General features: G+C 54.1%; 18 protein-coding genes. 3 read left to right on the top strand and 15 right to left on the bottom strand.

What is annotated here, in order from left to right; all coding sequences use genetic code 11:
- The first annotated feature begins 489 nt into the window (after positions 1-489).
- Positions 490-1,587 carry a porin OmpF gene (ompF, locus tag NBA72_RS19010; protein WP_001539614.1) on the top strand — a complete coding sequence of 366 codons (1,098 nt, stop codon included), beginning with the start codon at positions 490-492 and terminating at the stop codon, positions 1,585-1,587.
- Positions 1,588-1,771: 184 nt separating this feature from the next.
- Complete coding sequence (aspC, locus tag NBA72_RS19005) at positions 1,772-2,962, top strand: aspartate transaminase (RefSeq protein WP_023201778.1); 1,191 nt, start codon at positions 1,772-1,774, stop codon at positions 2,960-2,962.
- Between the two features lie 61 nt (positions 2,963-3,023).
- Here the strand turns inward: aspC and NBA72_RS19000 are convergent, their stop codons facing one another.
- The 7 genes from NBA72_RS19000 to cmoM all read right to left on the bottom strand — a co-directional run bounded on the left by NBA72_RS19000 (position 3,024) and on the right by cmoM (position 13,968).
- A complete protein-coding gene (locus NBA72_RS19000) occupies positions 3,024-3,671 on the bottom strand; it encodes an MBL fold metallo-hydrolase (RefSeq protein ID WP_001109471.1) in 648 nt (215 codons plus the stop codon).
- Between the two features lie 27 nt (positions 3,672-3,698).
- A complete protein-coding gene (locus NBA72_RS18995) occupies positions 3,699-4,247 on the bottom strand; it encodes a YcbK family protein (protein WP_000357052.1) in 549 nt (182 codons plus the stop codon).
- Between the two features lie 259 nt (positions 4,248-4,506).
- Positions 4,507-6,354: a L,D-transpeptidase gene (gene ldtD, locus NBA72_RS18990; protein WP_042949468.1), complete on the bottom strand. Its 1,848-nt coding sequence runs from the start codon at positions 6,352-6,354 to the stop codon at positions 4,507-4,509.
- A 344-nt stretch (positions 6,355-6,698) separates the two neighbouring features.
- Entirely contained in the window at positions 6,699-11,165 is a 4,467-nt protein-coding gene (gene mukB, locus NBA72_RS18985; RefSeq protein WP_000572743.1) for a chromosome partition protein MukB, read from the bottom strand.
- Positions 11,165-11,869 carry a chromosome partition protein MukE gene (gene mukE, locus NBA72_RS18980; protein ID WP_000060025.1) on the bottom strand — a complete coding sequence of 235 codons (705 nt, stop codon included), beginning with the start codon at positions 11,867-11,869 and terminating at the stop codon, positions 11,165-11,167. Before mukE ends, mukB begins: the two co-directional genes overlap by 1 nt.
- A complete protein-coding gene (mukF, locus tag NBA72_RS18975) occupies positions 11,850-13,172 on the bottom strand; it encodes a chromosome partition protein MukF (protein ID WP_001288828.1) in 1,323 nt (440 codons plus the stop codon). The genes mukE and mukF overlap by 20 nt, the downstream gene beginning before the upstream one ends.
- Positions 13,165-13,968 (bottom strand): tRNA uridine 5-oxyacetic acid(34) methyltransferase CmoM, encoded by an 804-nt coding sequence (gene cmoM / locus NBA72_RS18970; protein ID WP_001154028.1) that lies wholly within the window; start codon positions 13,966-13,968, stop codon positions 13,165-13,167. The genes mukF and cmoM overlap by 8 nt, the downstream gene beginning before the upstream one ends.
- Positions 13,969-14,103: 135 nt before the next feature.
- Between cmoM and elyC the strand changes: the two genes are divergently transcribed.
- Complete coding sequence (gene elyC / locus NBA72_RS18965; RefSeq protein ID WP_439005019.1) at positions 14,104-14,880, top strand: envelope biogenesis factor ElyC; 777 nt, start codon at positions 14,104-14,106, stop codon at positions 14,878-14,880.
- Here elyC and NBA72_RS18960 read toward each other — a convergent pair.
- From NBA72_RS18960 to ihfB, 8 genes are all read right to left on the bottom strand, one after another.
- Positions 14,860-15,753: a YcbJ family phosphotransferase gene (locus tag NBA72_RS18960; RefSeq protein ID WP_000436893.1), complete on the bottom strand. Its 894-nt coding sequence runs from the start codon at positions 15,751-15,753 to the stop codon at positions 14,860-14,862. The genes elyC and NBA72_RS18960 overlap by 21 nt on opposite strands.
- A 210-nt stretch (positions 15,754-15,963) precedes the next feature.
- Positions 15,964-16,710: a 3-deoxy-manno-octulosonate cytidylyltransferase gene (kdsB, locus tag NBA72_RS18955; RefSeq protein ID WP_023263125.1), complete on the bottom strand. Its 747-nt coding sequence runs from the start codon at positions 16,708-16,710 to the stop codon at positions 15,964-15,966.
- Positions 16,707-16,889 (bottom strand): protein YcaR, encoded by a 183-nt coding sequence (gene ycaR / locus NBA72_RS18950; protein ID WP_000350061.1) that lies wholly within the window; start codon positions 16,887-16,889, stop codon positions 16,707-16,709. The genes kdsB and ycaR overlap by 4 nt, the downstream gene beginning before the upstream one ends.
- A 51-nt stretch (positions 16,890-16,940) precedes the next feature.
- Positions 16,941-18,173 carry a winged helix-turn-helix domain-containing protein gene (locus tag NBA72_RS18945; RefSeq protein WP_042949457.1) on the bottom strand — a complete coding sequence of 411 codons (1,233 nt, stop codon included), beginning with the start codon at positions 18,171-18,173 and terminating at the stop codon, positions 16,941-16,943.
- A gap of 43 nt (positions 18,174-18,216) precedes the next feature.
- Positions 18,217-19,194, bottom strand: a complete 978-nt coding sequence (gene lpxK / locus NBA72_RS18940) for a tetraacyldisaccharide 4'-kinase (protein WP_023243866.1) — start codon at positions 19,192-19,194, stop codon at positions 18,217-18,219.
- Complete coding sequence (gene msbA / locus NBA72_RS18935) at positions 19,191-20,939, bottom strand: lipid A ABC transporter ATP-binding protein/permease MsbA (RefSeq protein ID WP_000551246.1); 1,749 nt, start codon at positions 20,937-20,939, stop codon at positions 19,191-19,193. Before msbA ends, lpxK begins: the two co-directional genes overlap by 4 nt.
- Before the next feature lie 36 nt (positions 20,940-20,975).
- On the bottom strand, positions 20,976-23,240 hold the full coding sequence (locus NBA72_RS18930; protein ID WP_439005020.1) for a ComEC family protein: 2,265 nt from the start codon (positions 23,238-23,240) through the stop codon (positions 20,976-20,978).
- Between the two features lie 229 nt (positions 23,241-23,469).
- On the bottom strand, positions 23,470-23,754 hold the full coding sequence (gene ihfB, locus NBA72_RS18925) for an integration host factor subunit beta (RefSeq protein WP_000167332.1): 285 nt from the start codon (positions 23,752-23,754) through the stop codon (positions 23,470-23,472).
- Positions 23,755-23,887 lie beyond the last annotated feature (133 nt).

The following is a 23,887-nucleotide window of genomic DNA, read 5'->3' as shown; positions in this document are numbered from 1 at the left end:
CTGTATATTTCACGAAAATATTTACACATAAAAATTAATCCTTAATTTTATTGCGGATTAGATTTTTCTGCTCTAATAGCACAATTTTTCACCACAATTTCGGACATCAAGACTTCTAAATGGCTATTTTTATGAAATAGCTCGTCTGCTGCTTTTTCAGGCACAACGGTTCTACAAGCCAATAATTACAATAAAATCATAGTGATAAAAGAAAAACGATCAAATCAAAGCGAGAACTCAGGGGAAGTTTGACGTTGTTCACAAAGTTCCTCAAAAATAACATTTGTTTACATATTTTTTCCTTTCGAAACAAAATCTTTATATTTGTAGCACTTTCACGGTAGCGAAACGTTAGTTTGAATGGAAAGATGCCTGTCAGACACATAAAGACACCAAACTCTCATCAATATTTCTGTAAAGTTTTATTGACGGAATTTATTGACGGCAGTGGCAGGTGTCATATAAAAAAACCAATGAGGGTAATAAATAATGATGAAGCGCAAAATCCTGGCAGCGGTGATCCCTGCCCTGCTGGCTGCTGCAACCGCAAACGCAAACGCAGCAGAAATTTATAATAAAGATGGTAATAAGCTGGATCTGTACGGTAAAGCCGTGGGTCGTCACGTATGGACAACGACCGGCGATAGCAAAAATGCCGACCAGACTTATGCCCAGATTGGTTTTAAAGGGGAAACGCAGATTAACACCGATCTGACCGGTTTCGGTCAGTGGGAATACCGTACTAAAGCAGACCGCGCTGAAGGCGAACAGCAGAACTCGAATCTGGTCCGTCTGGCTTTCGCGGGTTTGAAATACGCGGAAGTGGGTTCAATCGATTATGGTCGTAACTACGGTATCGTTTACGATGTTGAATCCTATACCGATATGGCCCCCTACTTCTCCGGCGAAACCTGGGGCGGCGCCTATACTGATAACTACATGACCAGCCGTGCTGGCGGTTTGTTGACCTACCGTAACTCTGACTTCTTTGGTCTGGTGGACGGTCTCTCTTTCGGTATTCAGTATCAGGGTAAAAATCAGGACAACCACAGCATTAACTCTCAGAATGGCGATGGCGTAGGTTACACCATGGCATATGAGTTCGACGGCTTTGGCGTCACCGCAGCATACAGCAACAGCAAGCGTACTAACGATCAGCAGGATCGCGATGGTAATGGCGATCGCGCAGAATCGTGGGCCGTTGGCGCGAAATATGATGCAAACAACGTCTACCTGGCTGCCGTATATGCTGAAACCCGCAATATGAGCATTGTTGAAAATACGGTTACCGATACCGTGGAAATGGCAAACAAAACGCAGAACCTGGAAGTGGTCGCTCAGTACCAGTTTGACTTCGGCCTGCGTCCGGCAATCTCGTATGTGCAGAGCAAAGGTAAGCAGTTGAACGGCGCCGACGGCTCGGCCGATCTGGCGAAATATATTCAGGCGGGCGCGACTTACTACTTCAACAAAAACATGAACGTATGGGTTGACTACCGTTTCAACCTGCTGGACGAAAACGACTACAGCTCCAGCTACGTTGGCACCGACGATCAGGCGGCTGTCGGTATTACTTACCAGTTCTGATCAGCAGACCCCTTTGTTTTATGCCTCAAAAACAGGACTTCGGTCCTGTTTTTTTATCTCTCTTAGAGAAAATGTGCGTCTTTTAAAAACAGGCGGGCTTTTTAGCGCTAACGGTTGGCATTTTGTAAATCTGCCGTTAACCTGATAGCGGATTTCCCTTCTGTAACTATAATGGAACCTCGTCATGTTTGAGAACATAACCGCCGCTCCTGCCGACCCGATTTTGGGCCTGGCCGATCTGTTTCGCGCCGATGACCGTCCAGGGAAAATTAACCTTGGCATTGGCGTATATAAAGATGAAACCGGCAAAACACCGGTGCTCACCAGCGTTAAAAAAGCCGAGCAGTATTTACTGGAAAATGAAACGACGAAAAACTATCTCGGCATTGACGGGATTCCGGAATTTGCTCGCTGCACTCAGGAACTGCTGTTCGGCAAAGGCAGCGCGCTGATTAACGATAAGCGCGCACGCACGGCGCAAACGCCGGGCGGTACCGGCGCGTTACGCATTGCCGCCGACTTTTTGGCAAAAAATACTCCGGTAAAACGGGTGTGGGTGAGCAACCCCAGCTGGCCGAACCACAAAAGCGTGTTTAACGCTGCCGGCCTGGAAGTTCGGGAGTACGCTTACTACGATGCGGAAAATCACACGCTGGATTTTGAAGCGCTACAAGCCAGCCTGAGCGAAGCACAGGCCGGCGATGTGGTTCTGTTCCACGGTTGCTGTCATAACCCAACCGGCATTGACCCTACTCTGGAACAGTGGCAGGTTCTGGCTGAGCTTTCCGTTGAAAAAGGGTGGCTGCCGCTATTCGATTTCGCTTACCAGGGCTTTGCCCGCGGCCTGGAAGAAGATGCGGAAGGTCTGCGCGCCTTTGCCGCGCTGCATAAAGAGCTCATTGTCGCCAGCTCCTACTCCAAAAACTTCGGCTTATATAATGAGCGCGTCGGCGCCTGCACCCTCGTTGCCGCCGATGCGGAAACCGTGGATCGCGCTTTTAGCCAGATGAAATCCGCCATTCGCGCTAACTACTCCAACCCGCCAGCGCACGGCGCGTCCATCGTCGCGACTATCCTGAGTAATGACGCCCTGCGCGCTATCTGGGAACAGGAACTGACGGACATGCGCCAGCGTATTCAGCGTATGCGTCAACTGTTCGTGAATACCTTGCAGGAAAAAGGCGCGAACCGTGACTTCAGCTTTATTATCAAGCAGAACGGGATGTTCTCATTCAGCGGTCTGACCAAAGATCAGGTGCTGCGTCTGCGTGAAGAGTTTGGCATTTATGCCGTGGCTTCTGGTCGCGTGAACGTGGCGGGCATGACCCCGGATAATATGGCGCCGCTGTGCGAAGCCATTGTTGCGGTACTGTAAAAAACTGTCGACTGGCGTGACCGATAAAAAAGCCTGCAATGTGCAGGCTTTTTCATTCCGCTTACCAGACCGGCATCTCATCTTGCAGGAAGGGATTATGCAGACGCTCGTACCCGAGCGTAGAGAGCGGGCCGTGGCCAGGAATAAAGGTCACATCATCGCCAAGCGGCAATAATTTACGCTTAATGGCGTCAATCAACTGGGTGTGATCGCCGCGAGGAAAATCGCTGCGCCCGACGCCACCTTTGAAAATCACATCGCCGGAGATCAGCAGTTGCGACTGTTCATCAAAGAAAACCACGTGTCCCGGCGTGTGTCCCGGACAATGTAACACCTGTAACGTCACATTCCCCACGCTGACGCGATCGCCGTCGTTCAACCAGCGATCAGGCGTCAGCGGCTGACACTCATCCAGACCAAACATGCGGCTTTGCGCCGGCAGTCCTTGCAGCCAGAACTCATCTTCTTTTTCCGGACCGATAACAGGAACGCCGTAATGCTGCGCCAGTTCACTCGCCGCGCCGACATGATCGAGATGCCCATGCGTGAGTAAAATTTGCATCAACGTCACGCCGCTGGCGTCCACTTCCTGTTTAATTTTTTCCGCGTCGCCGCCCGGATCGACCAGCGCCGCCAGCCGGGTTTGTTCGCACCAGATTAATGAACAGTTCTGGGAGAACGCGGTGACCGGAATAATACGATAGTTCATACTGCTCCTTTGATTAAGCCTCGCTGATTACCAGTGCCGCGCCGGCCCGGTATCAATATGCACAAAGTTACTACGTGGGTAATATCCTACACCACCTGCGCGCATAGATAACGCCGCTTTGCGAATATTGCTCAGCGCCACGCCTTCAATATGAAAATCCATCGCCTGCCCTTTTGTATGGTAGCTTTTTTTCGCTACGCCGCTGCTACGGGCGCGTAATTCATTATTGGTATCAAGAGAACGGTAGCCTGAGATGAGCTGCACAGGTTTACGCGTCCCTAACAGCCCCTGAAGTCGGTAAAGTTGGTCAAACAGGCGGGGATCGATTGATCGGACTTTATTCGCGCGATAGTCACGGAAAAAATGGTTTAACTTTGCTAATTCATCCTGAATGTAAGCTCTTCCATCGAAAAACTCCGCCTTGATTGACTCTCCGGTATGGAGATTGTTTAACGTCAAAATGCGCGGGCGTGGGGTCGAGAGTGTGGCAAACGCTGGCGCGGGCAGGATGGCGGCGCCGAGAGCGACACCACCAAGCGCCAGCAGCTTGCGGCGATTAGCGTCAAATTTGTCCATGATAATCAGGTCTACAGGTCAATGTTATCGTTAATACACTTCTACCTTTAAGCAGACATGATACCGGCTGGCACAGACTTCTGAACGGCCCGGTCGACTTAAAGGTTGTTGTATATGCACTTCTGGCGCACGAAAGGCACCTTAACTGCCGATAAAGCCCGCGTCAAGATGGCCCTCCCCCAGCCACAACGGGGGTCTACAGCGAAACGCCCCGTTGAAGCCAAACATTAGGACAACATATTTACCAGAACTTCTTCATTTACCTGATTAATTGTTCAACCTTTGGCACAATTTGTGCGCTGGATCGCGCTGTGAGATCGTAATTGTAAATATCTGTACGATATTGCATACGTCCATCTGCGCCGACAAACGCGGTCAGATAGTAAAGATTTACTGGAATGTTCTGCCGGATATTGACATACCGCGTGTCGCCTTGCTTCAGGGCGCCTGAGATCCGCGCATCGTTCCAGCCAGCATCCTGCAAGAGCATATTCGCCAGTTCAGAGGCCTTATTGACCCGCACGCAGCCGGAACTTAACGCCCTGGCGTCACGCTGAAAGAGATTATGGTTAGGCGTATCGTGCAGATAGATCGCATCTGAACTCGGCATATTAAATTTATAACGCCCCAGCGAATTGTGCGCGCCTGGCGCCTGCTGGAAACGGAACGGAAGATTCGATGGCGTAATGGTGGCCCAGTCAACCTGCCACGGATCGATCGCTTCTTTGCTGTTCCAGCCGCGCATCACGGTGTAGCCATGGCGCTCCAGATAGCCTGGGTCATTCCACACCTTCGGTAAAATGTCTTTACGCGCAAGCGTGGGCGGAACGTTCCACGGCGGGTTCACCACCACATTATTCAGCGCGCTGCTCATCATCGGCGTTTTACGATCGGGACGCCCGACGATCACCCTTGAAGCCAGCACCTGGTTGCCATTCTGATAGTAGACCAGCGAATAAGCGGGAATGTTTACCATAATACCGGTAGAGAGTTCCGCCGGCAGCAGGCGTAAACGTTGGATATTCAGTGCCAGTACGCCTGCGCGTTGCGCGGGAGTCATATTAAGCCAGTTACGCGTCGCCGGGCCAATAACGCCATCCGCCCCCAGCCCTTGCCATGCCTGAAAACGCTTTACCGCCTCGACCAGTTCACGATCGTAGGCGCGTGCCGCTGGAGCCGGCTTACTACGGCGGGCCGTTTGTTCGTCGACCGGCTGCGCCACCGATGTTTCGTCGACCACGGCGGAGGGGCTGACGACGGCGCTATCAGCAGTGTTATCGCCGGGTAAGGCTATCTTTGGACCGCCATCCAGCATCCCCGTACGCTGTAATATTTCGCGCAGCGCAGGCACATCGTTACTCCATTGCCCCGGGCGCAGCGTTGCGGTATTGGCCAACTGCGGCCACGGGCGAGAGTCCGCCACCAGCTTCAGTAGCGCGTCATGCATGGGCGCATACTGTGGATGCTGCGGCGCCAGGCTGGCGACAAACATCGGCAACTGGCCCTCTTCCAGCGCGATTTGCCACTGGTTAATCACCGAGACTGGCGGCGTCGCCAATGCGTAAGGTTTGTTGCTATATAACCAGCGCTGGCCTTTGACGGGGATATTCGCAATGAAATGGAGATAGCCCATCATGGCGTCTGACAACACAACATCGCGCGCCATACCGTTTACGGCGGGATCGGTCAACAATGCCACCCAGGCGGTAAACTGCGGCTGGAATCCGGCAATCGCCACCTCCGCCAACTGTTGCTGAAAGGCTTTCACCGCATCGCGATTATCCCACATGGGCTTCATGTCGCGCGCGGCATACAGCAATGTCAGCTGGCTCATATAGACCGGCGTATAGCCGGAAGGAAGCTGCGACTGTAAATCAGCCCGGACTTTCTCGGCTGAAACGCCCTCCGGCAGCGGCTGAATCCCGGCCATAATCGCCGTCGCGGCGGATTGCTTCTGCGGCCCAGCCTGATCCGTCGCGGCAACGGCGCTATCGCCAGGTATCATTTCAGGCTCATCGGCCTGCGCATTGAACAGTGGAGCGAATGTTACGGCCAGGCATAAACTGATTGCCGACAGACAACGACCACACATCTTGTTAAGCAACATCCCTTGCCCCCTGTTTTCGTTATCATACTCCGCATGACTGTGCTGCCCGCAGCGCGGGTCAACCGCAACCAATGCTTTTGTTTAGTATGACGAGTCAGCCTGCTCACTCGTCAGGCTTAACTCCAGTATATAAAGTTCGTTACGTTTTTGCCTAACCTAATGTAAAGAAGTTTAAAGAAAATGCACTACCCGGAGAGATTTTTCAGATAAAGAAAAAGGCGGCTTTCGCCGCCCCAGGCTAATGATAAAACAGAACTTGTTGTACCGGATGGCGGCGTAACCGATTTATCCGGCCTTGCCTGATAAGCGAGGCGCCATCGGGCACTTCATCATTTCTGCCGTGTTTAACTCGCTTCTGAAGGCGTATCTTCCGTCTGCGTACCGGGAAGCGTTTCCGGAAGCTGCGGCGCAAAGCCACGCAGCCCAACAACATGAACATGCTCAGTATTCTGAAACACTTTACGCACCAGTTTATACGTCGTGCCCTTCTCCGGACTGATGTTTTCCGGCGCAGCGATGATGAGCTGCATCTGCAAACGTTCGCATAGTTCAAACAGCGTGGCGATAGAGCGCGCATCCAGACGCGCCGCTTCATCGAGGAACAGCAGGCGACATGGCGAAATATCTTTCCCGCGCAGTCTGCGCGCTTCGTCTTCCCAGCTTTGCACCACCATCACCAGAATTGACATCCCGGTCCCGATAGCTTCCCCCGTTGATAGCGCGCCGGATTCCGCACGCAGCCAGCCGTCGGACCCACGGTTAACTTCAACTTCCATTTCCAGATAGTTACGGTAGTCCAGCAGCTCCTCGCCGATGGTCTGCGGCGTGCGTTGCCCCATATCGATCTGCGGATTCAGACGCTGGTACAGTTTCGCCAGCGCTTCGGAGAAGGTCAGACGATTGCTGTTAAACAGATCCTGGTGCTGCTCCTGCTGTTCTGAAAGCACATCCAGCAAGGTGGCATGCGTTTCACGCACGTTGACGTTTAACCGCACGCTATTCACCTGGCCAAACGAGACGCTTTGCAACCCCTGGTTCAGCATACGGATACGGTTCTGCTCACGCTGGATAGTCTTGCGGATAATGTTTGCCACGCTGCGGGAACTGATCGCCAGCTTTTGCTCACGCGATGTCAGCTCTTCCGTCAGACGACTCAGCTCAATCTCCATTTGTTCAATGGCTTCAACCGGATCGTCGGTACGAATAATATCCTGACGAATACGTTCGCGCAGATGCTGGTAAACGGCCACAAAGAACTGGATTTTACGTTCCGGGCGTTTCGGATCTTCCGACAGGCGCAATACGTCGCGCAGATGTTCGTTATCCGCGACGGCCAGGCGCAGCGCGCCCAACGCCTTATCCGACATGGAGCGCAGTTCATCCGCCGACAGATAAGCCAGCTCACGACGGTGCAGACGGCGTTCCACGCCATTGTCTTTCACCATCCGCATGACTGCGCACCAGCCGGCTTTCGCGGTCACGACCTGCTCGCGCATTTCATGATAATCGCGCTCCAGCTTGCGCAGCTTACGGGTCAGGTTCTCCATCTCCGCTTCGCAGAAGGTGAGCGCTTTCTCAAGCTGATTGCGACGCGAACGGTTATTGCTCAACTGGGCGTGCAGTTCATCGCGACGCTGGCGGGCGCGTTCTTCCGCCCCGCTGTCGGCGCGAACGCCAATATCCTGTAATTCACGCTGCAAATCGTTAAGCAGCTCTTTTTTCGTGTCGTAAGAGCTTTTTAGCGAGGCCAGAACCTGGCTGTACTGACTTAACTGCGCGGCATGGCTGCGCAACGCTTCGCGGGCGCGGGTACGCTCGGCTTCCGCCTGCTCCAGCCGCTGGCGCAGCTTTTCATTGAGATCGCTGTTGCCGCTCAGCATTTCCGCCGAGTCGGAATAGCTGAAATGCGCCCGACGTTCGACGACTTCAGCCAGCGCAAAAGCCTGCTGGCGCGCGTCACGCTGCATTTGCTGCGACCAGGCATAGTCTTCTTTTAACTGCTCAAACTGTTCCGGATCGCTTTGCAGAACGGAAACCACCGGCTCCAGTTTGGCTAACTGGTTGCCATATTGCTGCACAAATCGCGCCGCTTCCTGCGCCTCATCCAACCGTTCCTGAATTTCATCGACCCGATCGGCCAGCGTTTCATCGGCCAATAAATTCAGCCGCGGCAGCAAACGGTTAAGCGCGGAAACGCCCTCTTTCGCCTGCTCAAACTGAAGGCGCTGCTGCTGGTTGTCGTTTTCATGCGTCGCCAGCGCGCGCTCCAGTTCGACGCGACGCCCGTTCAGTCGGCGAATTTCCGCTTCCGGATCGTCCTCAAAGGCAACGGAAAGGTGGCTGCCGATAAAACGGCTGAACGCCTGGTGCAAACGCTGGGTTTTCTGCACGTCAAACGAGAGCGTGGCAAAACGCTCGGAAAGCACTTCCCGTTCCGCATGGAGACTTTCAATACGGTTCTCGCGCGCCGCACGGCCAAAAATAGGCAGCGACGGGAAACGCGAATAACGCCACTGACGGTCGGCAATTTTCACGACCACCGCCTTTTCCAGCTCGTCAACGCTGAATACGCTGTCATCAAAAGACTGCGGATCGCCTTCGATCAGGTACAGATCTTCCGGGCAGTCGGTCAGACCTTCAAGCTGTTCGGCTATTTGCGATAAATCCGGTACGACGATCGCATGGCGCGACGGGCCATACAGTGCGGAGAAGTACGGCGCATCTTCAAGACTGACATCGTCGTAGATTTCCGACAGCAGTACCCCGCCAAAACGCTCCGCCAGCGCATTCAAACGCTGATCTTCCGCGCCGCCCGGCTGGCTTAAACGTTCGATCTCTTCATCAACCGCATTTTTACGCGCGCCCACTTCGTCGCGTTCGACAATGGCTTCGCGCTCACGCTCCAGTAGCTGTTGCAGGTATTCGGTCACTTCCTGGCTGGACGTAAACTCCTCGCCGCACTGTTCGCTAAGCTGGTTCAGACTGTTTTGCGCCGCCAGCCAGACGGGCGCACGCCGCATCAGATGTTGAATACGCGACTGAAGCTGCTCCTGCTCCTGACGCAAGGCCATACGCTGTTCGCTGGCTGACGACACGCTATCAGACAAGGACGCGATGCGGGCTTCCAGCTCCTGATGCAGCGCTTCCAGTTCGTCAATATCAAAATTTTTGCCCTGTCGCTTACAGAACTCAGCCAGCAGACGTTCCGCCTCTTGCTGCTCGCGCAGCCGCTGTTCCAGTTCGCTCAGGCGCATCCGCAGCGGCTGTACCTGTTCCGCCAGATGACGCTGGTTCACGCCGTCCCGTAACAGCTCGCGCGCCACGTCCCAGGCTTCGCTACGCGCCAGCGGGCCGTTGATCGCCGCCACCAGCTGGTAAGCCTGCTCAAACTGGCTGTGCGCGGTTTGCGCCACGCTCATTTTTTGTTCCAACGACAGCAGTTTTTCCGTAGCTTCCTGCTCTTTTGCCTGGAAAGTATCCAGCCATTCGGCGGCGCTTTCCGGCGTTAGATCCGGCAGATGACAAAGTTCTTTAGCGCGGGCAAGCGCTGATATCGCCTGGTTATACTGAATCGCGCGCGTTTGCTGTACATCCAGCGCCTGCTGGTAATCCGCAAGCTGGCTTTTGAGTTCATCGACTTCCAGCTCGGCGGCTTCGGCACGCGCTTCATTTTCGTCCTGCATTTCGGCGGCTTCCGCCACCACTTCATTTTGCTCTTCGAGTCGAATCTGCAGCTCTTCAAGATCCGCTTCGTAGCGTTCAATTTTTTCCTGCTGGCGCAGCGCGGTTTGCACCAGATTCAGGTGATCGCTCGCCGCCTGGTAATCCGCTTCAAGAGAACCTTCGGCGCCGTTATGTTCGCCCAACTCACGGGCCATATCGACGTGCTTGTACTGCTCTGCCGCCAACTGCTTGCGCGATGTGTACAGTTCGCGTCGAAACGCCAACGCCTGATCAAGGTGAACCCGACGCTCATTGGCGTGGCGCATATAATCCGCCGCCACATAATCGGTGGCTTCGCTGATCAAATGCTTAAACAGATCGCGATCGGATTGGGTAACACGAATCGCTTCCAGCGTGAGTCGGTTCTCGCGCAGCGCCGCTTCCATATCCTGGAATGCCTTGCGCACGCCGCTGTTTTCCGGCAATAAATAATCGCGCAGCGATCGGGTAATGGCGCTGGAGATCCCGCCGTACAGCGAGGCCTCTATCAAGCGATAGAATTTACTACGATCGGAAGCGGAGCGCAGACGACGGGCGATAATCCCTAAGTCAAACATCAGCGAATGATAATCGGTGATGGAGTTAAACTGCTTAAACTGCACGCCTTCCATCTCGTCAAGCTTGTCTTTCAGCTCAGCAAGCGACAGTACGCGCGCCTGACGTTCGTTTAATGTCTCCGTCACCAGTTGTGTCGGCTGTACCGACATCGGCAACCCCTGGATAGCGAACGGTTTGATGTCCACTTTGCGATCGCGCCCAGCGACCTGCTGCAGACGCACGCCGACCACCACCCGCTGATGGCGGGAATTAATGGTGTCGAGCATGGAGTAACAGACGCCCGCCTTCAGCTTACCGTGCAGACCTTTATCGCGCGAACCGCTGGTGGCGCCGGCTTCCGTGGTGTTACGAAAGTGCAGTAATGTGAGATCCGGGATCAGCGCCGTGACGAACGCCGCCATCGTCGTGGATTTCCCGGCGCCGTTGCCCCCGGATAACGTCGTGACCAGTTCATCCAGGTCAAAAGTGCGGGCAAAAAAACCGTTCCAGTTAATCAGCGTTAGCGAGCGAAATTTACCGCGTTCAATCATTATTCTTCCTCTCCACTGTCCGGCTGACTCTCTTCGGTCTCATCATTAAGTTGCAGATGGTTTTCAATGGGCATCGCTTCCCCGTCGCGGATGAGACGACGTTGCGCCTCGCGAGGATCGTCGCCGGCGCGGACATCCGCGCCAAAGCGGAAGACCGATTCGGTAATGCGGAATTTGCTGCTGTCGTGGCCCATAAACCATACCATGCCTAAACGACGCAGGCGGTTTAAAGAAGAACGCACCTTTTCCTGCAGTTTCTGACGATCAACGTCAGATCCCGTCGAGCGGTTATTCACCAGCTTTAGCAGTTTGGCTTCGTCCGCAAGGGTAAGCAGCTCGTCGTACAACTCCTGCTGAGTAAAGATCCCTTCGTTGGCCAGACGCTCCGGGCTAAGATAGAGGTAGCAGAGAATTTTACCGACCATCATATCCAGTTCGGATAACACCGAGCGCGGGATAAGCGTGGTAGAACGCGGACGCAGGTAGAAGAACCCCTCCGGCGCGCGAATCAGTTCCACGTTATAACGCGCGTAAAACTCTTCCAGGTATTCCTGAAAATCCATCAGAAAGGCATGATTATCCAGTTCGTCCAGCCCGATGTGGCGGCCCGAACGTAATGCGCTATCCAGCGCCGGAAATAACGGATTCGCCAGCGCCTGCGCCAGCTTAACCGGCATCACTTGTTCAATATTTGTCAATGACATGCGCCTGTACCTTGGCTCCGTAATCATTAATCGGCTGCCATTTGGCTGGCAGTCCGGTGAAATCTGCTTGCGCTACGCCAAGACGTACCGCTTGATCGATAACAATACGCGCCACGTCGAAATGACGCGCGCGCGGGTATTGCGCCAGATACTCGCGCACCACCAGCCCAAGATCCAGTGGCGTTTGTCTGGTTTTGTAGATAGCCAGCTGTTCTTCAATGATGGCCGCTAACTGCTCACGGATCTCGTTAAACTCTTCATATTCCAGATCCGGCGGCAACTCCCCGGTGACTTCATCGTCACGCAACGCCATCTCTTCATCGCGCATATCCAGCAGACGATCGGCATTCGCGTAGGTTAGCGCCCACGGATCGTCAAAATAAGTCTGTACGGACTGGCGCAATCGCTGGGCGAAGACACGGTTTTTATCCATATCGATCGCGGTACGGATAAATTTATGCACGTGACGATCGTAACCGATCCATAAATCAATAGACTGCTGACCCCAACTGATAATGCGGTCGAGTTTACTTTGTAAGTCAAACACCAGCCTGTCGACAAAATGCAGATCGTCGTGCGTCATCGTGGCATCCTGAATGCGCAGCAGGTTAGCCTGTAGCTTATCGCCCGCCGCCTCCAGCGTATCCTGCAACTCGCGCAGCGTACCGGACGTTTCGGAAAGCAGCAGTTCACAGCTGGAAATCGCCGCCCGCCAGTCTTTATTCAGCAGTTGTGCGATATCGTCTTTCACCTGCTGCTGCTGTTCATCCATGATGCGCTGGGTCAGATCGATACTGTCGAAAATCTCCGCCACCGAATATTTCAATGGCGCGTAAACATTGCGATGCCAGTGGAACTCATCGCCACCCTCCGCTGCCGCATCCGCCGCGCGCTTCAATTCGCCGGCCACAATCGACAACTGCATAGAAAGACGCAGCGTAGAGAATTCACGTTGACGAATGTAGTAATCGGTGATGCCAATCCCGAGCGGGGTTAATCGGTAAATCGCATTGCCTTCCGCCTGCTCGCTGGTAAAGCGGTTCAGCAGACGTTGACGCACCATATCGTTAATCGCGTTATTAGCGCGCACGCCGATGGTTTCGCTGGTTTGCTCAAACGCATCACTCACATGGCGGAATGCATCCACCAGCTCGCCTTCACTCATCTCGCCGTCAAGGCGTTCGCCGTTCAACGTGGCGACCGCCAGCAGAAAGGAAAGTCTGTCTACCGGCAGCGAGATGGAAAAGTCGTTTTTTCTGGCCCAGGCAACCAGTTCGGGGACTGTCTGGGAAAATTCACTCATAGGTTATCCTTGCATCTGCGGCTAGCGCCGGGCTTTTAATCGCGGTGACATGAATGTAGCGCCCAAGGCTAATATACGGCTCCTGGCGGCAATAACGCGTTTCCAGTTCGACCAGGGTCTCATAACAGTCACGCTGCTGGTGTTTTTCACGCAGATAATCATGAAACACACGCACGCCGGTTTTACCGGTAATCTGCCAGCCAATCGCCTCCAGCCACTGGTACACCTGCGCGGGGTCGCGCGGGTAGTCAGGCGACAGCGTGCGCTTCTTGCGTTTAGGCATCCCCGCCTGCACGTAGTCAAAATTACCCGCCACCATATTGTGCATCAGCAAACCGTTAGCGTTATAGAACATCAACGACAGCACGCCGCCAGGGCGCAATACTGACCAGAGCGTTTCTAATACGCCAACAGGATCGGCTACCCACTCCAGCACAGCATGAAACAATATCAGATCAACCGGGCTTTCCAAATGCGAAGCGACGTCCTGAGCCGGGCATTGTATAAAATGCATGTCTTTGCTCACACCTTTTGCCTCGGCCGCCTGCCGCGCGCGGGCGATCATTTCGCCAGACAGATCGCATAACGTCACCTGATGGCCGCGTTCCGCCATCTTAATCGCCGTTTGCCCTTCGCCGCCGCCGGCATCCAGTACCCGCAGTTTTCGCCCGCCAATCTCCTCCAGCACGCGATCCAGGTCTTGCCACAGAATGGCTTGCCGCAGTTGTCCTTTGGTCGTGCCGTAAATGTTACGGGAAAACTTTTCAGCAATGTCATCAAAATTGCGATCCTGCATCGGACTCTCCACAGGCTGGCTCAGGCGTTATCTGATAAAACCGCTATTTTGTCACAGCCGCGGCGAGAATGAACCTGTCTGGTGTAATATCAGCGTTAATCCTCCGCTATATGGTTAAAAAAGGAACCAAAAAGGATGCTTTTTACGCTAAAGAAAGTGATTGGCGGTATGTTATTGCCGCTTCCGCTGATGTTGCTGATGATTGGCGTCGGCCTGGCGCTGCTCTGGTTTAGCCGCTTTCAGAAGATCGGAAAAGTATTTATCAGCGTAGGTTGGCTGGCGCTATTGCTATTAAGCCTGCAACCCGTCTCTGACCATTTGCTGCGTCCGATAGAAAACCGCTACCCTACCTGGCAGGGTCCGCAAAAGGTGGAATATATTGTGGTTCTCGGCGGCGGCTATACCTGGAACCCGCAGTGGGCGCCGAGCTCTAATTTAATTAACAACAGCTTGCCGCGGCTGGCGGAAGGCATTCGGCTGTGGCGCGCGAATCCGAGAGCAAAGCTGATTTTTACCGGCGGCGTAGCAGAAACCAATACGGTAAGCACGGCGGAAGTCGGTGCGCGGGTGGCGCAGTCGCTGGGCGTACCGCGTAGCGATATTATTACGCTGGATAAGCCAAAAGATACGGAAGAAGAAGCCGCCGCCGTTAAGCAGGCCATCGGCGACGCCCCTTTCCTGTTGGTAACCTCCGCCTCGCATTTGCCGCGTGCGATGATTTTCTTTCAGCATGCCGGGCTGAATCCGCTTCCCGCGCCGGCGAATCAGTTGGCGATCGATTCGCCGCTCAATCCCTGGGAGCGGGCAATTCCGTCCCCGGTCTGGCTGATGCACAGCGATCGCGCTGGGTATGAAACCTTAGGACGACTTTGGCAATGGCTGAAAGGCATATCAGGCAAGCCAGGGGAGTAATGATTTCGCCGCCAGATCAAAATTGGTACGGTTAAAACGTCCGGTATTGACCAACTGCGCAACCTCGTCCCACAGCACATAGAGCCAACGCCGCCAGATGAAGGACTCCGCCACTGGCGCGCGTTGCAGATAATGCCAAAGCAATCCCTCCGCCAATGGATTATCCATCAGGCGAAACAGTTCGAACTCTCTCGGCGCCCACAGCATCAGCCCGGGGCCGACCATTGCCAGAAGCTGATCGCTACGGGCGTCTTTAAGCATACTGCGTAGGCAGAAGTTGCCATGCACCAGTACGCAGTTGTCGTTAAACCCTTCAAATAACGAAGGAAGACATTCTCTGGTACGAAACAGAATGCGTTTGTCCTGCATCGTCAGGCCGGTATTGCTGAACTGATTTAGCGTCGTCCACAGCACCTCCACCCGCTGACGATACCAGGAAGGCCAGATATTCTCCTGAGTATGGTCCACGGCGCCAACGCAACCGCGGCTATCCTGCCGATGCCAGGCTAACAATCCTTCGACAATCTGATCTTTTAGCTGTTCCCAGCGTTCCGGAGTGCGCGCCGGCGCCTCGACCGGCACACCGCGCAGTCGTTCCAGCAGTAGCACATCCGGACCAGGATGCTCTTCATGCGTCAATACGCCATAGATTACCGGCATCCTCACCGTACCGCTACGCGCCAGCATTGAGGTTTTCCATGCCAGTTGCTGCGCAACGCCGGGAGTGGTAAAACTTCGCGCCATCAGCGGCATCGGATTTCCCTGGCTGTCATATAATGACCACAATGCGGAATCCGCTTTCTCATTCACGCACTCTATACGGCTAAGTTTTTCACCCAACAAATGACTGAGTTCGGCCCGCAACTGTTCCATTCCAGATAACCCCCATTAGTGCTACTGCTTTAATAATGAGCGTCGTATGGACAGATGTCACCCGTATCAGATCAAGGGAAGAAAAGAAAAATGAGGAAAATCGTAACGGTACGAGAAAGCCGCCACTGATGAGCAGACGTGAGTATTCATCTTTACGCTATCATACCGCGCTGTTCATGACCGTCTAAGACGATCATGAACAGGATCATGTTAACGCATTTCAGCGCGCACGCGCTCCAGGTCGTCGGCGGTGTCTACGCCCGTACCGGGCACCGCTTTGGCGACGGCGACATGAATTTTTTCGCCGTACCACAGCACACGGAGTTGCTCCAGCATTTCAATATGTTCCAGCGGGCTGGGTTGCCAGCTCACGTAACGGCGGATAAAACCCGCGCGATAGCCATAAATGCCCAGGTGACGCAGGCAAGTATCCCCTACCGTTTCCAGACTTTTTGCAAAGCGGTCGCGATCCCAGGGAATCGTCGCCCGGGAAAAGTAAAGCGCATAGCCTTCAGCATCCAGCACGACTTTTACCGCATTCGGGTTAAACGCATCTTCGGCGCTGTGAATCGGCACCGCCAGCGTCGCCATGCCAACCTGGCGCTGCGCCAGATTTTCCGCGACCTGGCGAATAATAACCGCCGGGATCATCGGCTCATCGCCCTGAACGTTCACAATAACGGTATCGTCGCTGAATCCGCACTTCTCTACCACTTCCGCCAACCGTTCGGTGCCGGACTGGTGATCGGCGCGCGTCATGCACACTTCGCCGCCAGCCGCTTCTACCGCACGAGCCACGTCTTCATGATCGGTGGCGACAATAATGCGTTCCGCGCCAGATTCGCGCGCCCGCTCCAGGACATGAACAATCATGGGTTTACCATTAATATCCACTAATGGTTTGCCTGGCAGTCGGGTAGATGAAAAACGGGCCGGAATGATGACGACGAAACTCATGATTTACTCTCATCAGATGTCAGGGCGCGAGCTTCATTTTCCAGCAATACAGGAATGCCGTCGCGTAACGGGAAAGCGAGATTATCCAGTTTGCAAATTAATTCTTGCTGTTCCTGGTTATACCAGAGTTTGCCGTTACATACCGGGCAGGCGATGATTTCAAGCAGACGATGATCCATAGTTCCTCCAGATGGACCGGATTGTGAATCCTTCAATATTAACATAATCGGTTATGGTGCAGGGTCTATTTCCCAGCCATGACGCATGGCGCTAAACAGGCCTGGCGGACATTGTCCCAGCGTCACGCGCGATGCCCGTTGCCAGGCAGCAAACGCGCTAATCGCCTGCCAGATTCCTTTTTGCAGACTAACGCCAGGGCGAATATCGTCCTCCAGATACAGCGAGATAACCTCAAGCACCCCCGTTTTACGGTGCATTTTGGCATCCATTCGCCCGACTAAACGGCCCTGGTATAATAGCGGCAGCACAAAATAACCGTACTGGCGCTTCGCCGCAGGCGTATAACATTCCAGCCGATAGTTAAATCCGAAAAGCTGCGCTGCCCGCTTGCGATCCCATACCACAGGATCGAAAGGCGACAGTACTGCGCTATGGGTCGCCTTTAAGGCGTTATTCAGCGCCGGTTCCAGCTGCGAAAGAAGATCGGCATGAAGCCACATCCGCCCCAACGTTTCCACCTCGACCGGAATAATCTGCTGCTGTTCCGCCCGGCTCTCCCGCCATCCCTTCAGGTCAGGACGTTTCAGGCGGTAGTAATCCGCCAGCCACTGTTCACGGAAAATCCCCAGACTGCGCGCGCTATTATCCAGCATCAGGTTTTCCGCCTGCGACTGTGACAGTCCATCGCGTTCATCATCCCAGTGCGGCATCACACGGGGCGTTAAATCATATACACGTTGAAAATTACGCCGCTCAACAACCATGACTTTTCCGGCGGTAAATAAACCCTCAAGGTGGCGTTTATGTGGTTTCCATTCCCACCAGCCGCTGACGCCTTTCCGCGCATGTTCAAAATCGGCAGAACGCACCGGACCGTGCTCCTGAATATGCCGCACTAGCTGTTCTATTTCTTCCGCGTGCTCATGCATCCATGCCGCGCGATATTTCCAGCCCATCTTTTCCGGCGACAGCATACGATGGCGGATAAGTTTAAAGTCGCGGCGTGGCAAGAAACAGGCCTCATGCGCCCAATATTCCATTAACTCGCCGCGTCGCAGCGCCTCATCCAGCCAGGCCTGCGGGTACGAACCGAGACGGCTAAACAGCACCAGATAGGGGCTACGTGCGACAACATTGATGGTATCAATTTGCAGCAACGCCATGCGTGAGATGGCGGCAAGAACATCGCCAGGCATCGCGTTACGGCGCGGCTTTTTCAATAGCCCCTGCGCAGCAAGGTGAAGACAACGGGCCTGGGAAAGAGAAAGGTACGGCAATGACATTCATGACTCCATAAATTCATCACTGCCGCTGCATTGGGGTACGCTAGCGAACCAGCGAGGTGATATGTTGAAGCAACTTATCAGGCTGCTCACCGGACAAACGCGCATCAACCGGTAAGAACCACCAGTTATCTTCGGCAAAAGCACGGCATTTCACCGCGTCTTTTTCCGTCATTACCAGGGTCTGCCCTTCACCGACCAACGCCTGAACGTCAGCAGGGGCGAGCGTTTGATGATCGGCCAGCGGGACGCACTTTTGCGGATGCGCGCCACAGGCTTCCAGCGTGGCGAAAAAGCGCGGCGGATGACCGATGCCCGCCATCGCCACAATATTGCTCAGTTGCGCCACATCGCAACGCGCTCCCGTACGTAAGTTCACCGCCAGTCCAGGCGCTAGCTGCATGGGGATTTCGCCCGCCCGGGCGACGCCGCCATTGACGATAGCGGCGTCTACGGTTTTCAGGCGACTGGCGCGTTCGCGCATAGGACCGGCAGGAAGCCACCAGCCGTTGCCAAAGCGGCGCACCCCGTCAATCACCACAATTTCAATATCTCGCGCGAGTCGGTAATGCTGCAACCCATCGTCGGTGATAATAATCTGCACATTATGCGCCGCCAGAATCGCTTTCACCGCCGCGGCGCGTTCAGGCGCCACCGCGACAGGCGCGCCGGTCCGTTGATAAATCAATACCGGTTCATCTCCCGCTTCTGCGGTTGTCGTCTCCGGCGTCAGGAGCAGCGGATAAGCGGCAGCTTTCCCGCCGTAGCCGCGAGAAACGACCCCCACGCGCACGCCACGCTGTTGCAGCTTTTCCACCAGCCAAATGACTACGGGGGTTTTACCGTTACCGCCAGCCGTAAGATTCCCTACCACAACCACCGGTACCGGCGCTCGCCAGGCGCGTTTCAAACCAAGCTTATAGCTCAGACGAATCGCCCCGCTCACCAGGCCATACAGCCAGGAGAGCGGCAGCAGTAACCGCCATAGCGAGGATTCACCCGACCAGATACGCGCAATCATTGGCCAAATTGCATCTTATGTAGCTGGGCGTAAACGCCGTGTTGCGCCAGCAGCTCGCTATGAGTGCCGCGCTCAACGATAATGCCGTCTTCGACTACAACGATCTCATCCGCCTGTTCGATGGTGGAGAGACGGTGCGCAATCACCAGAGAGGTACGGTTTTTCTGCAGCTCATCCAACGCTGCCTGAATCGCACGTTCAGATTCGGTATCCAGCGCGGACGTAGCTTCATCAAGGATCAGAATCGGGCTGTCGCGCAGTAAGGCGCGGGCGATCGCGATACGCTGGCGCTGACCGCCGGAAAGCAGTACGCCGTTTTCGCCGATGATGGTATCCAGGCCATTATCCATCTTATTGATAAAGTCCATGGCATAGGCCATGCGCGCCGCCTCTTCAATCTGCTCGCGGCTGTATTCTTCCGTCCGGGCATAAGCAATGTTATTGGCGACCGTGTCGTTAAACAGATGCACGTTTTGCGAAACCAGCGCCACCTGATTACGTAGAGAGGCCAGAGTGTATTCGCGTAGATCGTGACCATCCATCAGGATGTGCCCTTCATCAATATCGTAGAAACGGGTGATCAGACTGGCGATAGTTGATTTACCCGATCCGGAACGCCCCACCAGCGCCACGGTTTTCCCGGCAGGAATTTTCAAATTGATGTTACGCAATGCCGGCACTTCACGGCCCGGGTAAGTAAACGTCACATTGCGGAATTCGAGATCGCCGGTCGCGCGGTCAATGACACGTTTACCTTCATCTTTCTCCTGTTCGCTGTCCAGAATCGCAAACAACGTCTGACAAGCCGCCATCCCACGCTGGAACTGCGCGTTAACGTTTGTCAGCGATTTTAATGGACGCATCAGCGCGATCATAGAGGAGAACACCACGGTGATGGTCCCAGCCGTCAGGCTATCCATTACGCTTGGGAAGCTCGCAGCATAGAGGACAAACGCCAGCGCCAGCGAGGCAATGAGCTGAATGATAGGATCGGAAATTGACGAGGCAGAGACCATTTTCATGCCTTGCAGTCGCATCTTATTGCTGACTTTATCAAAGCGTTTAGTTTCGACTTCCTGACCGCCAAAAATCAGTACCTCTTTGTGTCCTTTCAGCATTTGTTCAGCGCTGGTAGTCACTTGTCCCATCGTGTTCTGCATATTTTTACTGATGCTGCGGAACCGCTTTGAGACAACGCGAATCGCAATCGACACAATCGGCGCTAAAACAACCAGGATGATCGACAGCTGCCAGCTGTAATAGAACATCATGATAAACAATCCGATGATCGATGCCCCTTCACGCACCACGGTAATCAGCGCGCCAGATGAAGAAGAGGCAACCTGTTCTGAATCGTATGTAATACGCGACAGCAGCGTACCGGTAGACTGTTTATCAAAGAAAGCGACGGGCATTCCCATCATATGGCCAAACAGGCGACGGCGCATGGTCATTACCACCTTGCCTGACACCCATGAAATACAGTAGCTGGAGATATAGCTAGTGATGCCTCGTAATATCATCAGCCCAATAACCACCAGCGGCATCCACAGCAACACTGAGCGATCCGTTTTACCGAAACCATCATCCAGTAATGGCTTGAGGAGCGATAGCATGAAGGTATCGCTGGCTGCGTTGAGAATTAACGCTATGCCCGCCACGATCAGACCTGCTTTAAAAGGCGCTATGGTTGGCCACAGTCGGCGGAAGGTCTGCCACGTAGAGAGATCTTTATCGTTATGCATTCAAAAAACCAGCATTTGTTGAAATAGCCGCATATTCTACCCGTTATCCTCGGACACGCCAAACCACTGATGATACCAGCGAGGTAAAATTTGATCCCGTAAGCCTTGTATGCGCCAGCCCTGCCGAGAAAACAGCAGCGAAATTTGCCCCTGGTGGGGTGTATCAAACCACTGATACGCCTGCTGTCGGTAGCGCTGTTTTACCTTGCGGGACGGCAGCCGCCATGCGTTATAGCGCGATGCGGACGCCAGCGCCGCTTCACCATGTACGCGCTGAATAAATGGTAGCGACGACGACGTATTACTACCATGATGCGGCACCTGGATAAACGTCGCCGCAAGATGTCGCCAGTAACGACTTAGCATTTTTTGTTCAGCGCCCGCTTCAATATCGCCCGTGAGCAGGATGCTATGTACGCCGTCATCCACTTTGACCACACAGGAACGGTTATTTCCTCGATCAGCACTTTCGCGTAACGGCCAGTGCGCCTGAAACGTTAACCCCTGCCATTGCCACTGCTCGCCGCGAAAACAGGGCAAATGTCCCTGCCAGCCTAACGGGCTGCGAATCCACATTGACGGCCAGACCCGCTGTAGCGAACGCAGCCCGCCCCGATGATCCAGATGCTCATGACTCAAAATAACGCCCTCCGGCGTCAGATTATGCCAGCGCAACCAGGGAATAATAACCTGTTGCCCGCTGTCGCCCTCCGGCCATGCCCGACCGGTATCGTAGAGTATTACTTTATCGCCCCTGACGATCGCTATCGCCAGCCCCTGACCGACATCCAGCATATGCACCTGCCATCCGCTGGCGTTTATCGGCCGCCAGAGTGGCCAGCTCATCAACAATAACCCGCATAAACAGACCGCCGGCCAGGTACGCCAGACGTTTAATCGCCACGCGATAAGCATTAGCCAGGGTAAAAACGTCAGCCACTGCCAACGGTTATCAATATTCACCCAGCCCTGCGGTAAAGCATTCAACAGGTAAAATAGCGCGGCTAACGCGCGATCGGTCAGGTACCATACCCACTCTTCAAGAAAAAACGGCCCGGTTAAATGCAGAATCATTCCCGCCAGGATGAGTGGAACCGTCACAAATGTGACCCAGGGTACGGCAAAAAGATTCGCCAGCATTGCGGTAACGCTTATGCCATGAAAAAGCGCCACCTGGAGAGGCAAAAGCAGAAATGTAATGCCTGCCTGTAGGTGAAGCAGGTTAAGCAACCAGCGTACGCCCCGTGGAAAATTTCCGTTTGGCGCAGGAAACCACTGATACCAGAATAACAGGCCGGCAACCGCAAATGCTGACAGCCAAAGACTTTGTGATATAACCGCCACAGGATCGGCGAAAATAATCGCGGCCAGACAGCAGCACCAGACTTGCCAGCCGCTCCACTGTCGTCCGCTTAATTTTAATCCTCCCCAGACGCTCAGTGCCGCCACCGTGCGCAGCGCAGGCGGTTGTAAGCCGGTAAGCCAGGCATAACATATCGCGCAAAGAATGCCGCCCAGCAATGGCGTCTGCCAACGAATCCATCTGACCGGCAAAAAGAATTGTCCGCCACGGATTAATCCGGCAGCCAATAACGCGGCAAAAGCGATATGCAGGCCGGAAATCGCCATCAAATGGGCAGTCCCCGTATCGCGCATAACGGCCTTCACCTCCTGCGACACCGCTCCCCGCTCTCCCATTCCCAACGCCAGAATAACCTGCTGCCACGGATAAGGCGCAAGCGTAGCGCGAAGCGAAGCAAGATAGCGCCCACGCAAGCTACACTCAGGGTTAATCGCTTTAGCCTGTAGAAAACGCCCGGTCAACGGTTGGTGCTGCGCCAGCGCGTAACGTTGGCTATCAAAACCGCCTTCGTTAAGCTGTCCGTGTACCGCTCTGACCTTCAGCGTCATCGCCCACTGTTGCCCGGCACACACTTCCGTGGGTAAGTACTGGCCATGCAGGACAATCCCTACAGCAGGAAAGAGCGGCTTTCCGCGCAAATGGGTGATTCGCCCATAATGAGTGGTCATATGATCGGTGGCAGTAATGACGACTGTCGCCTCCTGCGTCGCGGCGGGCAGGACGTTTCCCGCCCAGATGGCCTGCCTGGCGGCAAATATCCCCCACATGAAAAAGAGCAAGGTTAATGCCGCGTAGCGCGCATAGTGATGGGGTATGAGGCAAAGCAAACATGCCAGACAAAACAGCACCGCGAGAATCCACGTGTCAGGTAATACTGGCAATATCATGAGCGGAAGTATGCCGCATACTACGCATACGCTGACCGTCGTTATCTTCATAGACACCTCCCTGTGCGGGAAAGTGTGCAGGTTCAGGACGCCATTGTCTGGAGGGGATTTTGTGCTATACGGCGCGGATTCCAGGTTTTTTACCTGATAAATGTAAGACGCAGCAAAAAATGCGAAACGTTTTCCAGTTTTCGGTCGAATAGCGTTTGCGCCTGACGGCGTATAAATGAAAAAAGCACCCTGACGGTGCTTTTTTCGGGTTCAAGTTTTGCGTTAAAACTTAACCGTAAATATTGGCGCGATCGCGCAGTTCTTTACCCGGTTTAAAGTGAGGAACGTATTTTCCTTCCAGTTCCACTTTATCGCCGGTCTTGGGGTTACGTCCGGTACGAGGCGCGCGGTAATGCAAAGAAAAACTGCCGAAACCGCGGATTTCAATACGCTCGCCCTGCGCAAGAGTCGAGGCCATATGCTCCAGCATCTCTTTTACCGCGTCTTCAACCGCCTTAGCGGGAATGTGAGATTGCTGGGTTGCAAGTCTTTCAATCAATTCTGACTTGGTCATGATTCCTCCGGTTCCTTAAAGGCAAATTGGCTGCAGCCGTGAGATTGATTAAGGGCGGCCGTAGCCGCCCTTAGTGCTTGATTACAGGCCGAAACCTGCAATCTGTCAAGTAATCTCGTTATACTTCGGACTA

The organism is Salmonella sp. NW1250, from assembly GCF_051812965.1.
GTDB lineage: Bacteria > Pseudomonadota > Gammaproteobacteria > Enterobacterales > Enterobacteriaceae > Salmonella > Salmonella enterica.
This window is presented reverse-complemented; position numbering and strand designations above follow the sequence as displayed.

What these genes read in the sequence shown, in the direction of transcription:
- mukE (WP_000060025.1), bottom strand. Translation starts at nt 11,869, where the DNA reads ATGTCATTGACAAATATTGAACAAGTGATGCCGGTTAAGCTGGCGCAG.
- msbA (WP_000551246.1), bottom strand. Translation starts at nt 20,939, where the DNA reads ATGCATAACGATAAAGATCTCTCTACGTGGCAGACCTTCCGCCGACTG.
- ihfB (WP_000167332.1), bottom strand. Translation starts at nt 23,754, where the DNA reads ATGACCAAGTCAGAATTGATTGAAAGACTTGCAACCCAGCAATCTCAC.
- NBA72_RS18930 (WP_439005020.1), bottom strand. Translation starts at nt 23,240, where the DNA reads ATGAAGATAACGACGGTCAGCGTATGCGTAGTATGCGGCATACTTCCG.
- aspC (WP_023201778.1), top strand. Translation starts at nt 1,772, where the DNA reads ATGTTTGAGAACATAACCGCCGCTCCTGCCGACCCGATTTTGGGCCTG.
- kdsB (WP_023263125.1), bottom strand. Translation starts at nt 16,710, where the DNA reads ATGAGTTTCGTCGTCATCATTCCGGCCCGTTTTTCATCTACCCGACTG.
- mukB (WP_000572743.1), bottom strand. Translation starts at nt 11,165, where the DNA reads ATGATTGAACGCGGTAAATTTCGCTCGCTAACGCTGATTAACTGGAAC.
- lpxK (WP_023243866.1), bottom strand. Translation starts at nt 19,194, where the DNA reads ATGATTGCGCGTATCTGGTCGGGTGAATCCTCGCTATGGCGGTTACTG.
- elyC (WP_439005019.1), top strand. Translation starts at nt 14,104, where the DNA reads ATGCTTTTTACGCTAAAGAAAGTGATTGGCGGTATGTTATTGCCGCTT.
- mukF (WP_001288828.1), bottom strand. Translation starts at nt 13,172, where the DNA reads ATGAGTGAATTTTCCCAGACAGTCCCCGAACTGGTTGCCTGGGCCAGA.
- NBA72_RS18995 (WP_000357052.1), bottom strand. Translation starts at nt 4,247, where the DNA reads ATGGACAAATTTGACGCTAATCGCCGCAAGCTGCTGGCGCTTGGTGGT.
- NBA72_RS19000 (WP_001109471.1), bottom strand. Translation starts at nt 3,671, where the DNA reads ATGAACTATCGTATTATTCCGGTCACCGCGTTCTCCCAGAACTGTTCA.
- cmoM (WP_001154028.1), bottom strand. Translation starts at nt 13,968, where the DNA reads ATGCAGGATCGCAATTTTGATGACATTGCTGAAAAGTTTTCCCGTAAC.
- ldtD (WP_042949468.1), bottom strand. Translation starts at nt 6,354, where the DNA reads ATGTTGCTTAACAAGATGTGTGGTCGTTGTCTGTCGGCAATCAGTTTA.
- ycaR (WP_000350061.1), bottom strand. Translation starts at nt 16,889, where the DNA reads ATGGATCATCGTCTGCTTGAAATCATCGCCTGCCCGGTATGTAACGGC.
- ompF (WP_001539614.1), top strand. Translation starts at nt 490, where the DNA reads ATGATGAAGCGCAAAATCCTGGCAGCGGTGATCCCTGCCCTGCTGGCT.
- NBA72_RS18945 (WP_042949457.1), bottom strand. Translation starts at nt 18,173, where the DNA reads ATGTCATTGCCGTACCTTTCTCTTTCCCAGGCCCGTTGTCTTCACCTT.
- NBA72_RS18960 (WP_000436893.1), bottom strand. Translation starts at nt 15,753, where the DNA reads ATGGAACAGTTGCGGGCCGAACTCAGTCATTTGTTGGGTGAAAAACTT.